The organism is Canibacter zhoujuaniae (assembly GCF_011752015.1).
In the GTDB taxonomy this organism is placed as follows: Bacteria; Actinomycetota; Actinomycetes; order Actinomycetales; family Microbacteriaceae; genus Canibacter; species Canibacter zhoujuaniae.
Map to the genome: position 1 here is coordinate 41,953 of NZ_JAAIKA010000004.1, position 17,651 is coordinate 59,603.

The following is a 17,651-nucleotide window of genomic DNA, read 5'->3' on the forward strand; positions in this document are numbered from 1 at the left end:
CGCCCCCAGATAGCAGATGCTAAGCGTTAAAGAGTGACTGCCCGATATATTCGCCCGGCCCAACTCCCGGGGGCACCAACCACAGCCCTGAGCCGATATGGCGAATGTACTCGTTGAGCAGATCACTCTTCAGCGAGTTTTGCACGCGAATAAATTTTGCGGGGTCGTTTTGAAACGAAATAAAGAAGAGCCCGGCGTTAAGCTGCCCTAGATCATTCGATCCGTCAACATAGTTGTAGCCGCGTCTGAGCAACTGCACACCCTCATTGTTTTCTGGATGTGCGAGCTTCACATGTGCATCAACGTCGATCAATGGTTCCCCAGTTGCGTCGCGCGCTGTAAAGTCTGCGGCATCGTGCTCGCGCGCCTGCGATCCGCCACTGAGATAGGCGCCTTCAAGCTTGGTGCGCCCGATAACACGCTCCTGCTCCGCAAGATTCTGCCGATCCCATATTTCGATCGTCATTTGAATTTTCCGCGCCACGAGATATGTGCCGCCAACAAACCACTGGGGCACGCCGGCGCCGGCCTGCACAAAGACGTTGTTTGCGAGCGCCTCTGAGTCTTCAGCCTTAATTGAGGTGGTGCCGTCTTTAAAGCCGAAGAGATTGCGCGGTGTTGCTTGCGCCCTAGTGGTAGCTGATGTGCGGCCAAACCCCAGCTGGCTCCAACGCAGATGCGCACGCCCAACCGCAATCCGAGCGAGGTTGCGAATTGCGTGCACAGCAACCTGCGGATCATCCGCGCAGGCCTGCACACAGAGATCGCCGCCGCTAATTTCTTCTTTTAAAAGGTCGAAAGCAAACAGCGGTAGTTCCACAAACTCCGGTGGCAGCTGAGCGCGCAAACCGTACGGATCTGCAATAGTCTCGCGCCCATTTTTCTTATCTGCAAAGAGTGAGCGGCCGAAGCCGAATGTGAGTGTGAGGTTTGCAGCACCCAAGCCGAGCGCTTCTCCGGTGTCATCGGGTGGCAAGAGAGCGGCTGCGGGTATTGCGCCGGTGCCAACCTCTTTCCCCTGTGTGAGCAAGCGAGCAGCGGCCGTCCAATCCTTTAAGAGTGAGATCAAATCATCGCGGGTGGCGCTGCGCACTAAATCAAAGGCTGCAAAGTGCAGCCGATCCTGCGCTTCGGTGGTGATGCCCGCTTGATGCTCTCCTTCGAACGGTACTGTGCCGTGCAGCACATCTACGGTTTTACTGCCACCGACTCCATTATTTCCCGAGAGGGCGCTCGCGGTTGCGACAGACCCGAATGCTGCTCCGACAACGCCGGCACCCAAAGCCCCGAGCACCGCACGCCGAGACGGCGCTAGGGCCGACGGTGTAACAGACTCGGGGCTGCGGGAGTTTTCTGGCATTGTCCTTAAATTTTCTTAGAGACCGAGCACGGTGTTTGTTAGCTTCGAGAGTGGCTCGCTGAGTGCCGACAGCTGGGCGCCCAGTTCGTTGCGCTCGGCGGTGGTAACAGTTTCATAGTTTACGAAACCTTTGTCATATGAGCCGTAGGTGTCAAGCAGTGCGAGCATTGCAGCAAACTGCTTATCTAGTTCGGCAACCAGGTTAGCACCTGTCTCACCCTTTGATTCTGCAAGCTTGCGCACAGATTCATACGCAACGTTTGCGCCCTCAACATTTGCGTAGAAATCAAAGAGATCGGTGTGCGCGAACTCATTTTCTTCGCCGGGGAGTTTGCCGTCAGGGGCGGCTACCTCGTCGAGCAGGCCGACAGCGCCGTTAGTAACGTCTGCGAGTGAGAGCTCAAAATCGTCACTTGTCACCAGGTCGTGCAGTTCCTGCACAGCGCTCTTAAGGCCCGCTCCAAGCTCTGCTCGCTCGGCTTCTGTGAGAGGCTGAATATCCTCATCAGGGTAGTTAGCGCGGGCGGCATCGATCCACATATCCATTTCGATCCGGTGGAAACCCTCAAACGGGATATTTTCGGCTTCTGCGCCGGGTTTACGGTAGTCGATCCGTGGATCCAGGTCACCAAACTGCTCTGCCGTTGGTTCGATGCGCTCATAGTGCACACGGGTGGTTGGGTAGAGTGTCTTTGCTGTGTCAAAGTCGCCGGCAACGTAAGCCTTCACAAACGCTTCGGTTTTTGGCAGAAGCTCTTGCACCTGCTGTTTTGTGTAGGCAATGTATTCGTTTAAGGCAGCGTCAATGGCTTCTTGCTCATCGGCTGGGAGTGCTTGCACTTCACCGCTCACCGTGAACTCTGCTTTGCCGATATCGGCGCCCACCATGCCGGGTTTGCAAGCGGTGAAGTAGGTGCCCGGATCGGCGACGTATGTGAGATCGCGTGAGGTGCCGGGTGCGATATTTTCTATTTCTGTTTTGATTGTGAGACCGTTCTCACCCAAGAGATAGAACTCGTTTACTTTGCTGCCTTCGTTTTTAATGCTGAACGTGATAACGCCCGCTTCCGCCTTGCTCATCGATACTGCGCACTCGGTGTCGGTTGCGGTAACGGCGATATTTTGGCTCGGATCGCTTGCGGCATCAACGTTTGGCACACAGCCAGCGAGTAGGAGGGCTGCTGCTGCGGGCAGGGCGACACCGGCGCCGAGGTGTTTCTTAGTAGCGTTCAACGGCTGTCCTTTCGAAAGAGGCGTTGGTGGTGCCGCCACCCACTAACTGCTTTTTGTTAGAGGTGTGATTTGGATTTCGTGCTTCGACAACGCAGCGGGTTGCGGCGGCTGCAACCGAGGGTTTAGCCGGGCGTTTTTGGAGCACAATAAAGACTGTGAGGGTGATTGACAGATAGAGCAACCAGCCGAAGATTTCGAGTTTTGTCATTTCTGGGCTGAAACCGATTGTGCCTTTTAGCAGGGATCCCAGCAGGCCGTCTGGCGCAATAATATGGCCGATTTGGAAAGCCCAGGCATTTTCGCCCCATAAGCCGTGCAGCGCTGTGGGCGCCCAGCCCGGAGGCAGCGCAAACGGGCCGGGAAGCACGTCTGCTTCTTGGAGGTCGTGGATCGCATACGCAAGTATTCCGGCGGTAAAAATGATTAGCAAAAGACCCGACCAGCGGAAGAAGCGGCTAAGGTTGATGCGCACAAGCCCGGCCTGCAGCGCCCAGCCGAGAAGAGCAGCAACTGCGATGCCGGCGACCGCGCTGGCAAACCCTGCAAGCGGGCCAAGCTCAAAAGTTTTTGTGGTTGCCCAGATAAAGAGGGCTGTTTCAAGCCCTTCACGCCCAACCGACACGGTGGCGAGGGCGACTATGCCCCACGCAGAGCCCGTAATCATTTGTGTTGCGAGTTTTCCCTGTAGCTCGGTTGCGAGTGTTTTTGCGGTGCGCAGCATCCAGAAAATCATGGAGGTGACCATCGCGACTGCGATTAGGGAGAGGGTGCCACCAATGATTTCTTGCGCCTTAAAAGACAGTCCGTAGGCCCCATAGGTGAGAATGCACCCTGTTATTAGAGATAACAGAATCGCGAAACCAACTCCGAACCAGATGCGCCTTACAACATCGGGCCGTTCGCACTTCCTGGCGTATGCGATCAAAATACCCACGATGAGCGCAGCTTCAAGCCCTTCGCGAAAGCCGATGAGGAATGTTGCGAGCATCTGATCCTTTAGTCTTGGTTGCTTGTTTGAGCACATTGGTGCCCGAACTTAACCAATTGTACATAGATCTGATGAAGTTAGGAAGTCCTAACTCTAGCTAGCGACCGAGCTCGAGCAGCCAGTCTCGCACCTCAGGCAGTTCCCACATAATCCCGTAGCGGTGATTCGTTATCGAAAGCGACTGCTCTGCCAGGAATGTCAGCAGCTCTACCGGCCCTGCCAGAGTTACCTCCTCAGCCCAGACGCCAATGTTTGGGCGGGCACTCAGCCACTCAGAGAGCTGGGCAGCATCACCGCCAATTAGGCGGATCCGCTCTGCAGGCCGACCGCCGGCATCAGGATGTGACACCGCAACACTCTCAAGCCACACGTCATCGCTCTCGAGACGGTAGTAGGCCTGCTGTCGTTCGAGCAGCTCTAGTATCGAGTCCGGGAGCACGGTTCCCGTTGAAACAGTGATTGGCGCGCCAACCAACAATGCGGCAGACAGCACACGCACAAGCGGTTCTAAGGGTTGGTCTTCGGCCAAACGAATCACAGTCGGCACCGGCCAGTACCGCAGCACATTGTGCTCGACACCGAGCGCCGCAACATCGCGCACAATACCTAATTGGGTGCGCCATGTTAGCGCATCCGAAAGGGCAGCGCGCCGCAACATGTCATACTCGTGGTAGCTCAGCCACTCTTGTGTTGTCTCAATCAGCGCGGTAATTTCTGGATCAAGACCGCGTAGATGCAGAGTTGAGCTGGCGGTTCCCTCGCGCAGCTTCCAAGCACCCAGACCCAGCAGCTCATGCGGGCCACCTGAGAGGGTGGCAACACCCGATCCTGCCAGACCCCAGGCTCCGCTCGGCAGACGCTCTACTCTCGCCTCAGTAGTGGCGCGATTGACGGTCAGGCTCGCCGCACGCACCTCTTCAGCCCACGGAATAATCTCATCGGGATCCCAACTGAAGAGCGCTGCCACCGCCCCAGAGCCCACCTGGTTGCTGACAGAGATAACCTCCTGCATAGTGCTTACGCGCAGCACGCCAAGCACAGGAACTGTCGCCGCAACATCCCAAAAATCGCTCTCAGCTCGCACACCCAGTTTCACGCCCGGCGACCACACCAATCCGGCATCATCAATCTGCCGCGGAGTGACAAGCCACGTTTCACCGCGCTCTAATGTTGTGAGCGCTCGCAACTGCGCTGCCGTCGGTGGGGTGTCTAATTTTGGCGCAAACACCTGCAAACTATCAACACCAACGCCCGATCCGCCCGTGAAAGCTGCTGCGGGGAAGGGAGAAACCTGCCGCACCGCATCAGCGAGCTGAGCGCGGAAGTGCTCAGAGCGATACATCGCGCCCTGTGCCACCACCGCGCGGATACTCCGTAAACCGCTATCGGCTCCGGTAAAGGCCGAAGCAACGATAGCGCGCACACTGCTGTCAATATCTGCCGCTGTGGTAACCGCCGCAACTCCAACCTGGGTGAAGCGCCCCTGCGTGCGCAGCCCCGGCGCATACCGTTGCAAACCCTCGCGCAGCGCAGAGCTGCCAAGCACAACAGAGTTTACGAGGCTGTCATCTAAGGCAAGAGCGGCTGGGTCACTCGACGCAGTAATAGCGGCAGCCCCTGCGGGAAGGCCAGCGCTGCGCCACCCCTCTAACGCCTCATTAACGGCCTGCGCAAGTGCGTTAGGGGCGCCAATTAAATTGTGATTCCCCGCGGCAAAACTAGCTAAAAAGCTGACAAGTAAATCACCGAAGAGATTGGCAGAATCGCTAAGCAGCAGCGTGTTACCGAGCGGTAAAAAGTGGGCGCCGCGCACGCGGATCAAGTGCTCGGCCTGCTGCGCCAGATAGCGCGCTGAGTCAATTAGCTTATTTACCTCAGCATCGATTGCGGCCGCACTCAGGGTGGTGGTGCGCGCAAAAAGCTGCGTGTAAGAATCACGCTCAGCCGCGGTTGTTAAAGCAATCCGCCGCAGCACACGGGCGCGCAGAGCAAGATTGTCGTGCAGTGGTTTGGCCCCACTCTTGCGGATCACGGTTGGTGCAGTGCTGTCAGAGAGCTGCCCCGCGGCTGCAGCAGCACGATCCTGCAGCTGTTGCTTGAACCAGTCCCGGTTAACGGCAACCGTCGCATCTGTCTCCGGCTCATTAGCAAAACCAGAGTCGGAGACAATCGGCAGGCTGCGAGTCTGCGCCGCCTGATCAAGAATAATCTCACCCGTTTCCTGGTTGCGAGAAAGCCCGAGCACCGCAGCGGTGAGCCCGCCCGTTTCATACATGTGGGTATCACCGGCGGGATGGAAAAACAGTGACGCGTCACGCACCGACGGATCCCACTCCGCAGTGCGATCCTGCGTGCGGTGCGGCAGTGGTGGCGCGCTCGCCGCCAACTCACACACCCGTTCGAGATTGGCGAGTTCTGCTTCGCGCGCTGTCGCAGCGCCCGGGTGCAGTGGGTTCAACGCGTGGCGGTACGCTAGCGCGGCCCCAGGATCGGCCGCTTCTGCCGCCAAACGCAGAATTTGCGGTATCACACCAGAAAATTCGTCACGACTGACTACCGGCAGATGAACGCGAGTGGGCACCGCGGCGGCGCGCAGGGCAATCAGTAGTTCAGCCGCCAGCCCAGAACGCACCTCAACTGTGAGCTGCTCTGCGGCAAAAAACTCCAATGCGGCAGCAACCAAGTATGCAGAATCGCTCGCGAGCACAGTGTTGAGACCGGGCGTCAGATGCGCCTGTCGCAGCAGTCGCAATGCTGCTGCTTCAACCTGTGCACGCGATTCGAGGACTGCAACCGGCTGCCCCGAAATAATCGCAGTGATGGATTCTTCCGACAGAGTGGATGCTGTGGCAATGCGCAACTCCAGCGGGGCGCCACCGTTTTGCATGCGGCTTGCCGCCTGCACACTGTAGACGGTCAGCATTGACGCGGCCTCCGGCATCTCCGCTTGCAGAGTGACACCAAAACGGTGCTGTAAAAGATCTGGTTCAGCCAGCAGCCGGAGCACGATACTGCGCAAAAGCTTTGCGTCAGCGTAGTTTCCGGCGGTAATGGTCACCTGTGTGCCGTGTTCGCTGCCTTCTTGGATTAACTGCCTGAGCGCGGTCACTGCACGCTGTGTGCGAGTTGCGGCACCCCAGACAGAGCCCGGCACCAGCCGGGAAATATCAACAAGTAGGTACTCTATCTCAGGTCGATAGGAGAGAGCGAGCAGCCGTCTCAGCTCGTGACTGGAGGCCACAGGCCCGAGCACCGGGGTGCCGGTTAACGCGACCACAGCGGGGGTCTGCTGCGCAGTCAAAGCCTTGAGCGGCTCGAGCAGCGCTGCTGCGGGACTGTTTTTTGTTGAATCGCCCGGAAGAGTTGTTGTGACAACCAGGTGAGCGATGCGCTCACGCATCCATTTGCGCGCCAACGGCATCACCGCCCACGGCATACCTAGCGCACCGAGTGAGCCGGCTTGGAGTGTTAAACGATCGCGGAAATTAACCGATTCGGGAATCTCTTGCGCAAGCTCACGCAGACCAAAGGCAGCGGTTACTGCATCTTCGGTACCGGCAATAAGCTGCAGCAGACGGTTTGCAAACGACAAATTATCTGGATCTTGACTGACGTCTTCAAACAGTGAGTGCTGCTCAGGCTCGGCGGCTTTCACCCAGAGAGCAACGCGCGCTGCCGCCCTGGCGGGAACCTCTGCCCACACTGCAGCAACCTGATTTATATCTTTGCCGGTTAGCTCTTCGGGAGTCTCCATAAATTAACTTTATGCGGCAAATGGCATATAGGCAGTTGTGACGCGCGAGTCTAACTCAGCATTGCCCGATCGTCGAGGCTAGCGCCCTTAATCTTCGCAAATTCACCAAGCAAATCTGCAACAGTGAGCTGGGCTTTTGCGGCCGCATCGGCTGTGAAAACAATCTGCCCCTCATGCATCATTAAGAGCTTGTTTCCCAGGCTTAATGCCTGCTGCATGTTGTGCGTCACCATTACGGTTGTCAGCTTGCCGCGTTTCACAATTTGATCGGTGAGATTTGTAACAAGCTCTGCACGCTGCGGATCAAGTGCCGCTGTGTGTTCATCGAGGAGCAAAATATCAGGGTGTGTGAACCCTGCCATTAGTAGCGACAGAGCCTGGCGTTGACCACCGGAGAGCACACCAACTTTTGCGGTGAGACGGTCTTCCAGCCCGAGGTCTAGACTTTTAAGCTCTTGACGGAAGAGATCACGCTTCGCAGCGTTTAAGCCTAGTCGCAAGCCTCTTCCCTTGCCGCGTGAGAGTGCGAGCGCCATATTTTGCTCAATCGTTAGGTTTGGTGCCGTGCCCGCCATTGGGTCTTGAAAGACGCGGCCGACAAACTTAGCGCGACTGGGCTCATCAAGTTTGGTGACGTCACGACCCGCAATTGTCACACTGCCGCGATCCGGACTGTAGCGGCCTGCGAGTGTGTTTAACAGAGTCGATTTACCGGCACCGTTTGAGCCGATGATAGTGAGAAAGTCTCCCGGCTCGAGGCTCAGATTAATATCAACAAGAGCGCGCCGCTCATTGACCGTGCCAGCAAAAAAAGTCTTGTGGATGCCTGTCAGTTTAAGCATTAGCGAGTGCCTCCATCCGCGGGGATGAGTTTGCCTTTGGAGTTTAAGCGCGGGATCCGCAAGTTTTTGAAGATACCGATGCGCGGTAACACCAGCGCCGCGAGCACCAAAAGTGCGGTGATAAGACGCATATCGTTCGGATTCAACCCGACTGCCAGCGCAAAGAAAATGATCACACGGTAGAGCACGGCACCAACCACAACAGCGAGCGTGGCCTGCCAGATGCGCGACTGACCGATAACCGCCTGACCGAGGATGACAGACGCGAGACCGATAAGGATCATGCCCACGCCCATGCTCATATCGGCGAAGTTTTGATACTGCGCGAGCATTGCGCCGGCGAGCGCGACAAGGCCGTTGGAGAGCGCCAGAGTAAGTATTTTGGTGGCGTTGGTGTTAACACCGAATGAGCGGATCATCGGTTCATTGTCACCGGTTGCCTGCACGGCTAAACCGAGGTTGGTTGAGAGAAACCAGTCGATGACGAGTTTTAATGCGATGGCGACCACCGCAAGCACAAAAACGCCACCCCAGGAGCCGAGACGCAGACCCAAGTCTGCTAGTGCGCCGTCTCGAAGCGGCGTAAACACTGTGTCTACCCGAGTTAGCGGGAGATTTGGCGAGCCCATGATGCGCAGGTTAATAGACCAGAGCGCAATCATCGAGAGAATACCGGCTAGCAAACCGTCAATTTTTAGGTATGTATGGAGCACCCCTGTGATGGCACCTGCGATAAGACCGGCACCGAAACCAGCAAGGGTTGCTAGGAACGGATTTATGCCAGCCGTAATCAGGATGCCTGCGGTTGCTGCGCCGGTTGTGAAGCTGCCGTCTACCGTGAGGTCGGGGAAATTTAAGACCTTGAACGTGAGGTAAACGCCGAGCGCTACGACGCCGAAAATAAGGCCGAGTTCGAGGGTGCCAATCATGGGTTCTGCTTACCTAAATAAAACACAGTCGGGGGCGACCCGAAAGCCGCCACCCGTTAGTGTTAGTGATGCGATTTTACTCGCTAATCTTTTCTGCCTTATCGAGGATCTCTGCCGGGATGGTCACACCCTGGCGTGCGGCAGCAGCTTCGTTCACAACATAGGTGTATTCGTTAGCGAACTCTACTGGGGTTTTTGCTGGGTCTTGCCCCTTGAGAATTTTCAAGGCCATCTGCCCGGTCTGGTAGCCGAGTGCGTCATAGTCAATGCCCAGGGTTGCAACAGCGCCACCCTCAACAGTGCCTGCCTCAGCACCGATTACAGGGATCTTCTTCTGCTCAGCGACGTTAACGACAGCTGCGATACCTGATACAACGAGGTTGTCTGTTGGAACGTAAATTGCATCAACGTCACCTAGGGCATCGGTTGCCTGCTGCAGATCGCTTGCTACGGCAACGGTCTGGGTAACAATCTCAAGATCAAGATCTGCAGCTGCTTTTTTGGCGGCGTCAACCTGAACCTGTGAGTTTACTTCACCGTTGGCGTAAACGATCCCGACCTTCTTAGCGTCGGGCACGATTTGCTTCAGCAGCGCAAGCTGGTCTTTGATCTCAGCTAGGTCGCTGGTGCCGGTGACGTTGTTGCCGGGGGCGCTATTGCTTTTAACCAGCTCTGCAGCCTCTGGGTCGGTGACAGCAGAAAATAGTACCGGGATGTCAGTGATGGTTTGTGCGGTAGCCTGCGCAGCTGGGGTTGCGATTGCGTAAACCAGGTCAAGATCGCTGTTCGCAAAGCTTTGTGCGATGGTTAGCGCTGTGCCCTGCTCGCCGTTCGCGTTTTGCTCTGTCCAATCAACATCAACACCTGCATCTTCAAATGCGCGCTTGAAGCCAGCGTTTGCAGCGTCTAGAGCTGGGTGCTGCACAAGCTGGTTGATACCAATCTTGTAGCTGTCAGCAGCGGTGTCGCTTGCGCCGTTAGTTTCGCTAGTGCCGTTCGCGCAGGCTGCTGTCGCAACTGCGGCGGCTGTGACCGCGACCAGGGCGGCCGCGCGCATGAAGGTTTTACGCATGGTTTGGGTCCTTTGTATATGAGTCACTAAAGTGACTATTTAACTGACGCATTTATTCTAACTTGAACGCAGCATTAAAGGTGAGGTTATGCGCGCGTATTTGCCTCTTCCGCGGTTATACTTGTGAGTTAGTATTCAGTGACAATTACGGGAGCGAAGATGGCGACAGGTTCTGAGCGGGCACGCAGCTCACTGTCTTATTTACGCCGCAAAATCACAACAGGTGAGTGGGCGGTTGGGTCCCGTATTCCAATTGAGCCCGAACTCGTTGAGCAGATGGGTGTCGGCCGCTCCACAGTGCGTGAGGCGGTGCGTTCGCTCGCCAACATGGGAATGCTTGAAACGCTGCCGGGGCGCGGCACCTTTGTGCGTTCGGCGACCCCCTCAAGCGCGCTGTTGAATGAGTTTTTGAACGCTTTTACGCTTGAAGAGATTCTGAGCTATCGCCGGGCCTTAGAGATTGAAGCGGCGCAGCAGGCGACCATTCATCGCACCGAAGAAGACATCCAGGCGATGATTGTTGCTGCTGAAGAAGAAAAAGGCTGTTCGCTCTGCCCTATTGCCACAGCAAACAGCGCGACTAATGCTTTTGAGAGTAAGTTCCATTTACTGATGTTTGATGCGGCGAAAAATCGCCTGCTTTCTGCGCTTTATGCGGGTATCAACGAGCAGCTGCGCACCCCACAGCATCGCGGCCGTCTGGTTAATATGGCCTCCGCGCAGGAGATGGAAAAGTATCACGCAAAGTTAATTGATGCGATCCAGCGACAGGATTTTATCGATGCCGTGCACGTTATGGCCGCGCATGTTGACCACGATGTTGTGATGGTTAGCGAAGAACAGCAGATTGTGCCCACGCTCGCACGCTCAGACGAACAGCAGCAGCGCATTGATGATCTTGGAATCGACGATTAGTATCGTCGCAGACGTGACAGAGCTTGAGATTAATTAATTAAAGGAGCTATTAAATATGACCAACACCCCAGTTATTCCACACTGGATTAACGGTGAGCGCCGCGAAGGGGCAGGCGCTACCAGCCCGGTGTTTAACCCAGCCACAGGTGAAGAGATCGCCGCAGTTTCGCTGGCTACTGAGAGCGAAATCGCAGAGGCTATTGCTACCGCGCACACCGCGTATGAGAGTTGGAGCCGGCAGTCGGTGGCCCGTCGCCAAGCTATTATTTTTAAGTTCCGCGAGCTGTTGAACGAGCGCAAGGGTGAGCTGGCTGAGATTATCACTCGCGAACACGGCAAGGTGCTGTCTGACGCTATGGGTGAGATCCTCCGCGGGCAGGAGGTTGTCGAGCTTGCAACCGGGTTCCCGCATCTGATTAAGGGAGCTTTCAGCGAGAACGCATCAACCGGTATTGACGTCTATTCGATTAAGCAGCCGATCGGTGTTGCAGGAATTATTAGCCCGTTTAACTTCCCTGCGATGGTGCCAATGTGGTTTTTCCCAATTGCTATTGCAGCAGGTAACGCGGTTGTTGTAAAACCATCCGAGAAGAACCCGTCAGCCTCAATCTGGCTCGCAGAACTCTGGAAAGAAGCGGGGCTGCCAGACGGTGTTTTCACAGTGCTCAACGGTGACAAGCTTGCGGTAGACGGTTTGTTGCACTCAGATCAGGTTGCTTCTATCTCGTTTGTGGGATCCACCCCGATCGCGAAATACATCTACGAAACTGCTGCCGCAAACGGTAAGCGAGTGCAGGCGCTGGGCGGCGCAAAGAATCACATGCTGGTGTTGCCTGATGCTGATCTGGATCTGGTTGCGGATCAGGCTATTAACGCCGGCTACGGTGCGGCGGGTGAGCGCTGCATGGCGATCTCAGTTGTTTTGGCAATTGAGAGCGTGGCTGATGAGCTCATCGAGAAGATCAAGAGCCGCATGGCAGAACTGAAGATCGGTAACGGTGCTGATGAGCAGGAACCGGATATGGGGCCGCTGATTACCGCAGAACATCGTAATAAGGTTGCGGGATACATCGATATTGCTGAGGCAGATGGCGCAGATGTTGTTGTCGATGGCCGCGGCTTTAAGGTTCCCGGCTGCGAAAACGGGTTCTTCCTCGGGCCAACACTGCTCGACCGTGTGCCGACTGACTCTCGCGCCTACACTGAAGAGATTTTCGGCCCCGTGCTTAGCGTTGTGCGCATCCAGAGCTTTGACGAGGGTGTTGAGCTGATTAACAGCGGCGCTTTCGGTAATGGTACTGCGATTTTCACGAATGATGGTGGGGCTGCTCGTCGCTTCCAAAATGAGGTGCAGGTGGGCATGATCGGAATTAACGTGCCGATTCCGGTGCCGGTTGCTTACCACTCATTTGGCGGATGGAAAGCTTCTTTGTTCGGTGATTCCAAGGCCTACGGTGTGCACGGCTTTGATTTCTTTACTAGAGAAAAGGCTGTCACCAGTCGGTGGTTGGATCCGGCAAAGCACGGTGGTATTAACCTCGGCTTCCCGCAGAACGACTAGTTTTTCGTAAGGGGAGGGGGCTAAGGCTCCCTCCCCTTTTTGTGCCCTAAATTCTGCGTTTTTCGGGGGGGGGGGAGTGTTTTTGAGCAATTATCGATTTTATATTTATCTTTCTTGGGCGTAGGATTAATTTGCCTTACATAAATCTAAATATTGGAATTGATGATAATGCCTAGAAGAAAGTCCCCTCTTTCAAGCAGCCTCCATAAAGCTTTAAGCGCTATAGCGGCTGTATTTATCGGCAGCAGTTTGGCCTTTGGCACCGTCGCCCCCGCGATGGCACAAACAGGCACTGCTGCTCTTAACGCTACTTTGACTGCGTTGAATCCAAACATTCGCTCGGGCGAGCAAGCGACATTTCAGGTTGCATGGGCCTGTAGCTCAGTCACTGTGGACTGTGCAGGAATGACGGTTAGTGTGCCCATCGATATGCCGAGCCCTGCAGATCGACATATTGAGAAGAGCCACCCGACCTTTGTGTCAGCTTCGCCTTCGTCAGGCGGCTTCTCCGGCAACCCTGTTTACAACGCTCAGACCAGAACCATTACATGGAAGATGAGTGACACTGTGCCGGCGGGTAGATCTGGCACGATGAACTTTACTCTGCAGACTTCACGTCCTTACACTATGGACGGCGCTACAATCTCACCTGTGGTTACAGTCGACGCTGACAACGTTGCCACTCCTGCAACTGCTACTGCATCTACAACGGTGACGGGCGAAGCCTACGTTGGAACCAGTTTTACACGGTCAACTTATGCTACGCCAGCCGTTGGCTCTCCGGTTGAGTATAGGGTTGTTGCTTCTCGCACCCCCAGCAGTGGGGCAACGCAGCTTGAGAACCCAGTGAGTCCAGATAAGAACCGAATTATTACACCCGGCACAATCGGGCTTACCGAGGTAGAAACTGTTGTAACTGTTCCTGCCGGAGTCACCAGCGTAGAAGCCTCACACGGCGGTGTGTATGATCCGGAGACTAACACAGTCACATGGCCAAAATGGAATGATAATGACGAGGGTGGCGAATACCTTGTGCGACCTGATTACACCTTGAAGGTTGTCTACCCGGAGTCCTTTATAAATCAGCAGGTAACTCTAACTGCTAAAACAACCGCAAAAGAGTTCGGAAGTGGTGAGCTTTTAACGAGCAACACACGGACTATAACACACTCGTTCACAACGCCAACTCCGCGTGGAATTTTTGCCAAGTGGAACGGGGTTAGCTCTCCAGGTGACCCTGTTAGCGGTAACAATTTGGCAGTGAGTGCGCGTGACCTTGAGTTGCGGTCGTCTTGGTCGGTTTCGGCTGGTAATACCGGAAACGTGCCGATTCACGTGCACACCGTTGACTACGTGCCGTGCGGTTTTGTGTCACCGAAAGACGGTTCAACTAACTGTAAGAATCCAGACTCGATTATTACTGCATTCAAGCGAACCGGCGCTGGTAACTTAGCGGCTTCGATACAAGTGAGTTGGGTAACCAATCTCGGCAACACCGGGCAGGGTGTTATCACCTCTGATGAGCCGTTAAAGGTTGAGGGGTTGGCGTCTGGCGAAGCTGTTACAAAGTGGGAAGTTCAAGCAGACTTGGGTGTTTCTGAACAGGCTCAAGTTGAAGCGGTGGCGACCACTGCAACGACTGTTCCTGAGTTTGCGCCAGACTCAACACAGTATGCGCGGGCAGATGTGCCAAAGGGTAAGGGTGCGCCTGTTATCGTTGAAAACACTGCCACCGCAACCTTTACAGACCCAGCTACGGGCGCTGTTGTAGGGGAAACAACTGCTAACGCTTATATGCGTGTTGAGAACAACCCTCGGCCAAGCCTCAGTGTCGAGAAGGAAATTACCGGCACAACCAACCTGCAGCCGGGCCAGAATGTTAGATTCCAGTTAAATATTCGTAACAGCGGCCTTGAAAAGGCTTATCCTGTCTACACAGATCTGCTACCTAAGGGTTTGACATTTACGTCACTTCGAAGTGCACGGGCGCAGCTCCCGCAAAATTTCAACAACAGGGAATTTACTACAGCCAATGTCAATGTTGAAACAGTTGATGACTGGAACGGCACCGGCCGCCAGTTGGTGCGCTTCTCATTCCCTGAAGATATGGGATTCATCGGCGGCGGCGCCTTTTATCTGAGCTTTGATGCTTTAGTAGGGAAAGCGGCTCCTGAGGGTGTAAACACGAACACCTTCCAGGTATTCGATCGCTTTGCAACGGGAACTGGTACTGAATCAGATCCAACTATCTGCGCCAGAGGTAGGGGAATCTCTGAGCCTGATGCTGATAATAAAGCAAACCTTGGTGACCCTAACCGTGTTGGCTGTGAAGCATCTGTAAACTATACCGTTGCGCCGTCACCAGCCATCGGTGGTGTGAAGCAGGTTAAGGGTTCTCGTGATAAAGAGTTTAAAAACTCACCTGACTTCGGTTACGTAGATCTTGGTGCCCCTGCCACCTTCCGATTGAATGTGACTAACGAGGGTAATACACCACTCAAAAACGTGATCGCTTATGACCTGCTGCCATTCGTTGGTGACACCGGTGTTGGCCCTGCTCATATGCTGCCGCGTGAATCTGAGTGGACGCCTGATTTGACCGGTCCAGTCAAGATTGCAAGCAACGGAGTCACCGCAGAGGTGCGCTACTCTACATCAAATAACCCGTGGCGTGAGGAAGTTACCGGCACAGGTGGAGCGGCCGCTCTCCCTGCAGACTTTAACCAACAGTGGTTGACTGCAGATCAGATCACAGACTGGTCCAGTGTTAATGCAATTCGTATCCAGTTTGATAAAGATCTTGTGCTAAAACCACAAGAGACGTGGGTTGCAGAAGTTTCTATAAAGGCCCCAATCGAAGCGGAGGGCGTTGCGTGGAACTCATTCGCTGTAACCGCGCAGCAGGCTGCGAATGATCGGTGGTTGCTCCCTGTAGAGCCTCCAAAGGTGGGTTTGCAGCTCCCGGTAGATCTGAAGTTCTCTAAGAGCCTCAACCCGGGTTGGGTGATCGACGGGCAGGGCACAAATGCTACTACGGCGTCAAAGGGCGCTAAAGTGCGATACTCCTTAACCGTCAATAATGAGGGTCAGGGCCGTGCATCAGGGATTGTGGCGGTCGATAAGTTGCCAGCGGGCTTAACACTCCTACAGGAGGAAACAAAGGCCGATAACGGCACCTTTGATCCGGAGACATTCACGTGGACTCTCGCCGATCCGCTTGACCCGTTGGTGCGTCAGGGTGAGGAAGGCACATTCCCGAACACCGCGACTTTGGAACTTGTCGCAACAGTTACCGGTGAGCCTGGCCAGGAAATTTGCAATACTGCGACGATGACTTCAAGGCAAACTCCTGATCCTGTTGAAAGCAAGGCGTGCTTTACGATTGGTGCTGCTGTTACTGGCACGCTGTGGCACGACTCGGATGATGATGCTGTTATCGATGAGGGTGAGCAGCAGCGGTTTGCTGGTGTGACTGTTGAGTTGGTCAACGGCAAGGGTGAGGTTGTTGCTACTGCCGTTACAGCAGAGGACGGTAGCTACAAGTTCACTGGTGTCGAGCTTGGTGATTACACTGTGCGTGTAAACCCTGCTGGTCTGCCTGAGTCGGAGACTGAGTGGCTGAACAGTGCGAAGCAGTCTAATGAACGGAAGATCAGTGTTAAGGGTGACCTTAACGGTGTTGATTTCGGGTTCTTACAGCCTGCTTCTATTGGTGATACTGTCTGGCTTGATGAGAATAATGACGGTGTGCAGGGTGCGGGTGAGCGTCCGCTTGCTGATGTTACTGTCAAGCTTGTTGATGCTGGGGGTAAGACTGTTGCGTCTGTGAAGACGGATGCTGAGGGGAAGTACAGTTTCCCTGGCTTGCGTCCTGGTGCTTACACCGTTGAGTATGAGACTCCTGCTGGTTATGTTCCTGCGTCTGTTGAGCAGGGTGCTGATCGTGGGGTTGATTCAAATCCGAATAAGAGCGCTGTGACTGTGGTTTCTGGTGAGACTAATAACAGTGTTGACTTCGGTTTTGTTGGCGCTGGTGTTATTGGTGATCTCGTTTTTGAAGACACTAATGGTAACGGTAAGCATGATGCTGGTGAGCCTGGTGTTGCCGGTGTTGTTGTGACGCTGTTGAACGCTGCTGGTGAGCCGGTTGATGTGAACGGTAATGTGCTGGCTGATGGGGCTGAGCCTGTTACTGCGGTTACTGGTGCTGATGGTAAGTACCGTTTTGAGCGTGTTGTGCCTGGTGATTACAAGGTGCGTGTTGCTCAGCCTGATGGTTTTGTGCAGTCGTTTGGTCCTGGTGAGGGCGAGCTGTCTTTGACTTCGGGGACTGTGAGCCTTACGCCTGCGGCGATGACTAATTTGGATCAGGATTTTGGTTTCTATCGTCCTGCTTCTATTGGTGATACTGTCTGGCTTGATGAGAATAACAACGGTGTGCAGGATGCGGGTGAGCGTCCGCTTGCTGATGTTACTGTCAAGCTTGTTGATGCTGGGGGTAAGACTGTTGCGTCTGTGAAGACGGATGCTGAGGGGAAGTACAGTTTCCCTGGCTTGCGTCCTGGTGCTTACACCGTTGAGTATGAGACTCCTGCTGGTTATGTTCCTGCGTCTGTTGAGCAGGGTGCTGATCGTGGGGTTGATTCAAATCCGAATAAGAGCGCTGTGACTGTGGTTTCTGGTGAGACTAATAACAGTGTTGACTTCGGTTTTGTTGGCGCTGGTGTTATTGGTGATCTCGTTTTTGAAGACACTAATGGTAACGGTAAGCATGATGCTGGTGAGCCTGGTGTTGCCGGTGTTGTTGTGACGCTGTTGAACGCTGCTGGTGAGCCGGTTGATGTGAACGGTAATGTGCTGGCTGATGGGGCTGAGCCTGTTACTGCGGTTACTGGTGCTGATGGTAAGTACCGTTTTGAGCGTGTTGTGCCTGGTGATTACAAGGTGCGTGTTGCTCAGCCTGATGGTTTTGTGCAGTCGTTTGGTCCTGGTGAGGG

Annotated in this window: 10 protein-coding genes; 3 read left to right on the forward strand and 7 right to left on the reverse strand. The window is 54.8% G+C overall.

The annotated features are described in order from the left end of the window. Positions 1-19: 19 nt before the first annotated feature. From efeB to HCQ99_RS06955, 7 genes are all read right to left on the reverse strand, one after another. A complete protein-coding gene (gene efeB, locus HCQ99_RS06925; protein ID WP_166987999.1) occupies positions 20-1,360 on the reverse strand; it encodes an iron uptake transporter deferrochelatase/peroxidase subunit in 1,341 nt (446 codons plus the stop codon). 15 nt (positions 1,361-1,375) lie between these two features. Then, positions 1,376-2,593: an iron uptake system protein EfeO gene (gene efeO / locus HCQ99_RS06930; RefSeq protein WP_166988002.1), complete on the reverse strand. Its 1,218-nt coding sequence runs from the start codon at positions 2,591-2,593 to the stop codon at positions 1,376-1,378. Further along, entirely contained in the window at positions 2,580-3,581 is a 1,002-nt protein-coding gene (gene efeU, locus HCQ99_RS06935) for an iron uptake transporter permease EfeU (protein ID WP_166988005.1), read from the reverse strand. The genes efeO and efeU overlap by 14 nt, the downstream gene beginning before the upstream one ends. Before the next feature lie 97 nt (positions 3,582-3,678). Next, complete coding sequence (locus tag HCQ99_RS06940) at positions 3,679-7,335, reverse strand: proline dehydrogenase family protein (protein WP_166988008.1); 3,657 nt, start codon at positions 7,333-7,335, stop codon at positions 3,679-3,681. A 50-nt stretch (positions 7,336-7,385) separates the two neighbouring features. After that, a complete protein-coding gene (locus HCQ99_RS06945) occupies positions 7,386-8,177 on the reverse strand; it encodes an ABC transporter ATP-binding protein (protein ID WP_166988011.1) in 792 nt (263 codons plus the stop codon). Further along, positions 8,177-9,106, reverse strand: coding sequence for an ABC transporter permease (locus HCQ99_RS06950; protein ID WP_166988014.1), 930 nt, complete (start codon positions 9,104-9,106; stop codon positions 8,177-8,179). Before HCQ99_RS06950 ends, HCQ99_RS06945 begins: the two co-directional genes overlap by 1 nt. 76 nt (positions 9,107-9,182) lie before the next feature. Then, the gene (locus HCQ99_RS06955; RefSeq protein ID WP_208317189.1) at positions 9,183-10,178 is read right to left on the reverse strand and encodes an ABC transporter substrate-binding protein; all 996 of its coding nucleotides are present in this window, start codon (positions 10,176-10,178) and stop codon (positions 9,183-9,185) included. Positions 10,179-10,316: 138 nt separating this feature from the next. Here HCQ99_RS06955 and HCQ99_RS06960 point away from each other — a divergent pair, with 138 nt between their 5' ends. From HCQ99_RS06960 to HCQ99_RS06970, 3 genes are all read left to right on the forward strand, one after another. Further along, a complete protein-coding gene (locus HCQ99_RS06960) occupies positions 10,317-11,093 on the forward strand; it encodes a FadR/GntR family transcriptional regulator (RefSeq protein WP_243854588.1) in 777 nt (258 codons plus the stop codon). Positions 11,094-11,148: 55 nt separating this feature from the next. Beyond that, positions 11,149-12,654: a CoA-acylating methylmalonate-semialdehyde dehydrogenase gene (locus HCQ99_RS06965; RefSeq protein ID WP_166988017.1), complete on the forward strand. Its 1,506-nt coding sequence runs from the start codon at positions 11,149-11,151 to the stop codon at positions 12,652-12,654. A gap of 168 nt (positions 12,655-12,822) precedes the next feature. Next, positions 12,823-17,651: SdrD B-like domain-containing protein (locus HCQ99_RS06970; protein WP_166988020.1), on the forward strand; the 4,829-nt coding region annotated here is incomplete at its 3' end.

Bases quoted from the DNA above. Each gene is read 5' to 3' on its own strand.
- HCQ99_RS06945 (WP_166988011.1), bottom strand. From the start codon at position 8,177: ATGCTTAAACTGACAGGCATCCACAAGACTTTTTTTGCTGGCACGGTC.
- HCQ99_RS06955 (WP_208317189.1), bottom strand. From the start codon at position 10,178: ATGCGTAAAACCTTCATGCGCGCGGCCGCCCTGGTCGCGGTCACAGCC.
- HCQ99_RS06940 (WP_166988008.1), bottom strand. From the start codon at position 7,335: ATGGAGACTCCCGAAGAGCTAACCGGCAAAGATATAAATCAGGTTGCT.
- efeU (WP_166988005.1), bottom strand. From the start codon at position 3,581: ATGCTCGCAACATTCCTCATCGGCTTTCGCGAAGGGCTTGAAGCTGCG.
- efeB (WP_166987999.1), bottom strand. From the start codon at position 1,360: ATGCCAGAAAACTCCCGCAGCCCCGAGTCTGTTACACCGTCGGCCCTA.
- HCQ99_RS06950 (WP_166988014.1), bottom strand. From the start codon at position 9,106: ATGATTGGCACCCTCGAACTCGGCCTTATTTTCGGCGTCGTAGCGCTC.
- HCQ99_RS06965 (WP_166988017.1), top strand. From the start codon at position 11,149: ATGACCAACACCCCAGTTATTCCACACTGGATTAACGGTGAGCGCCGC.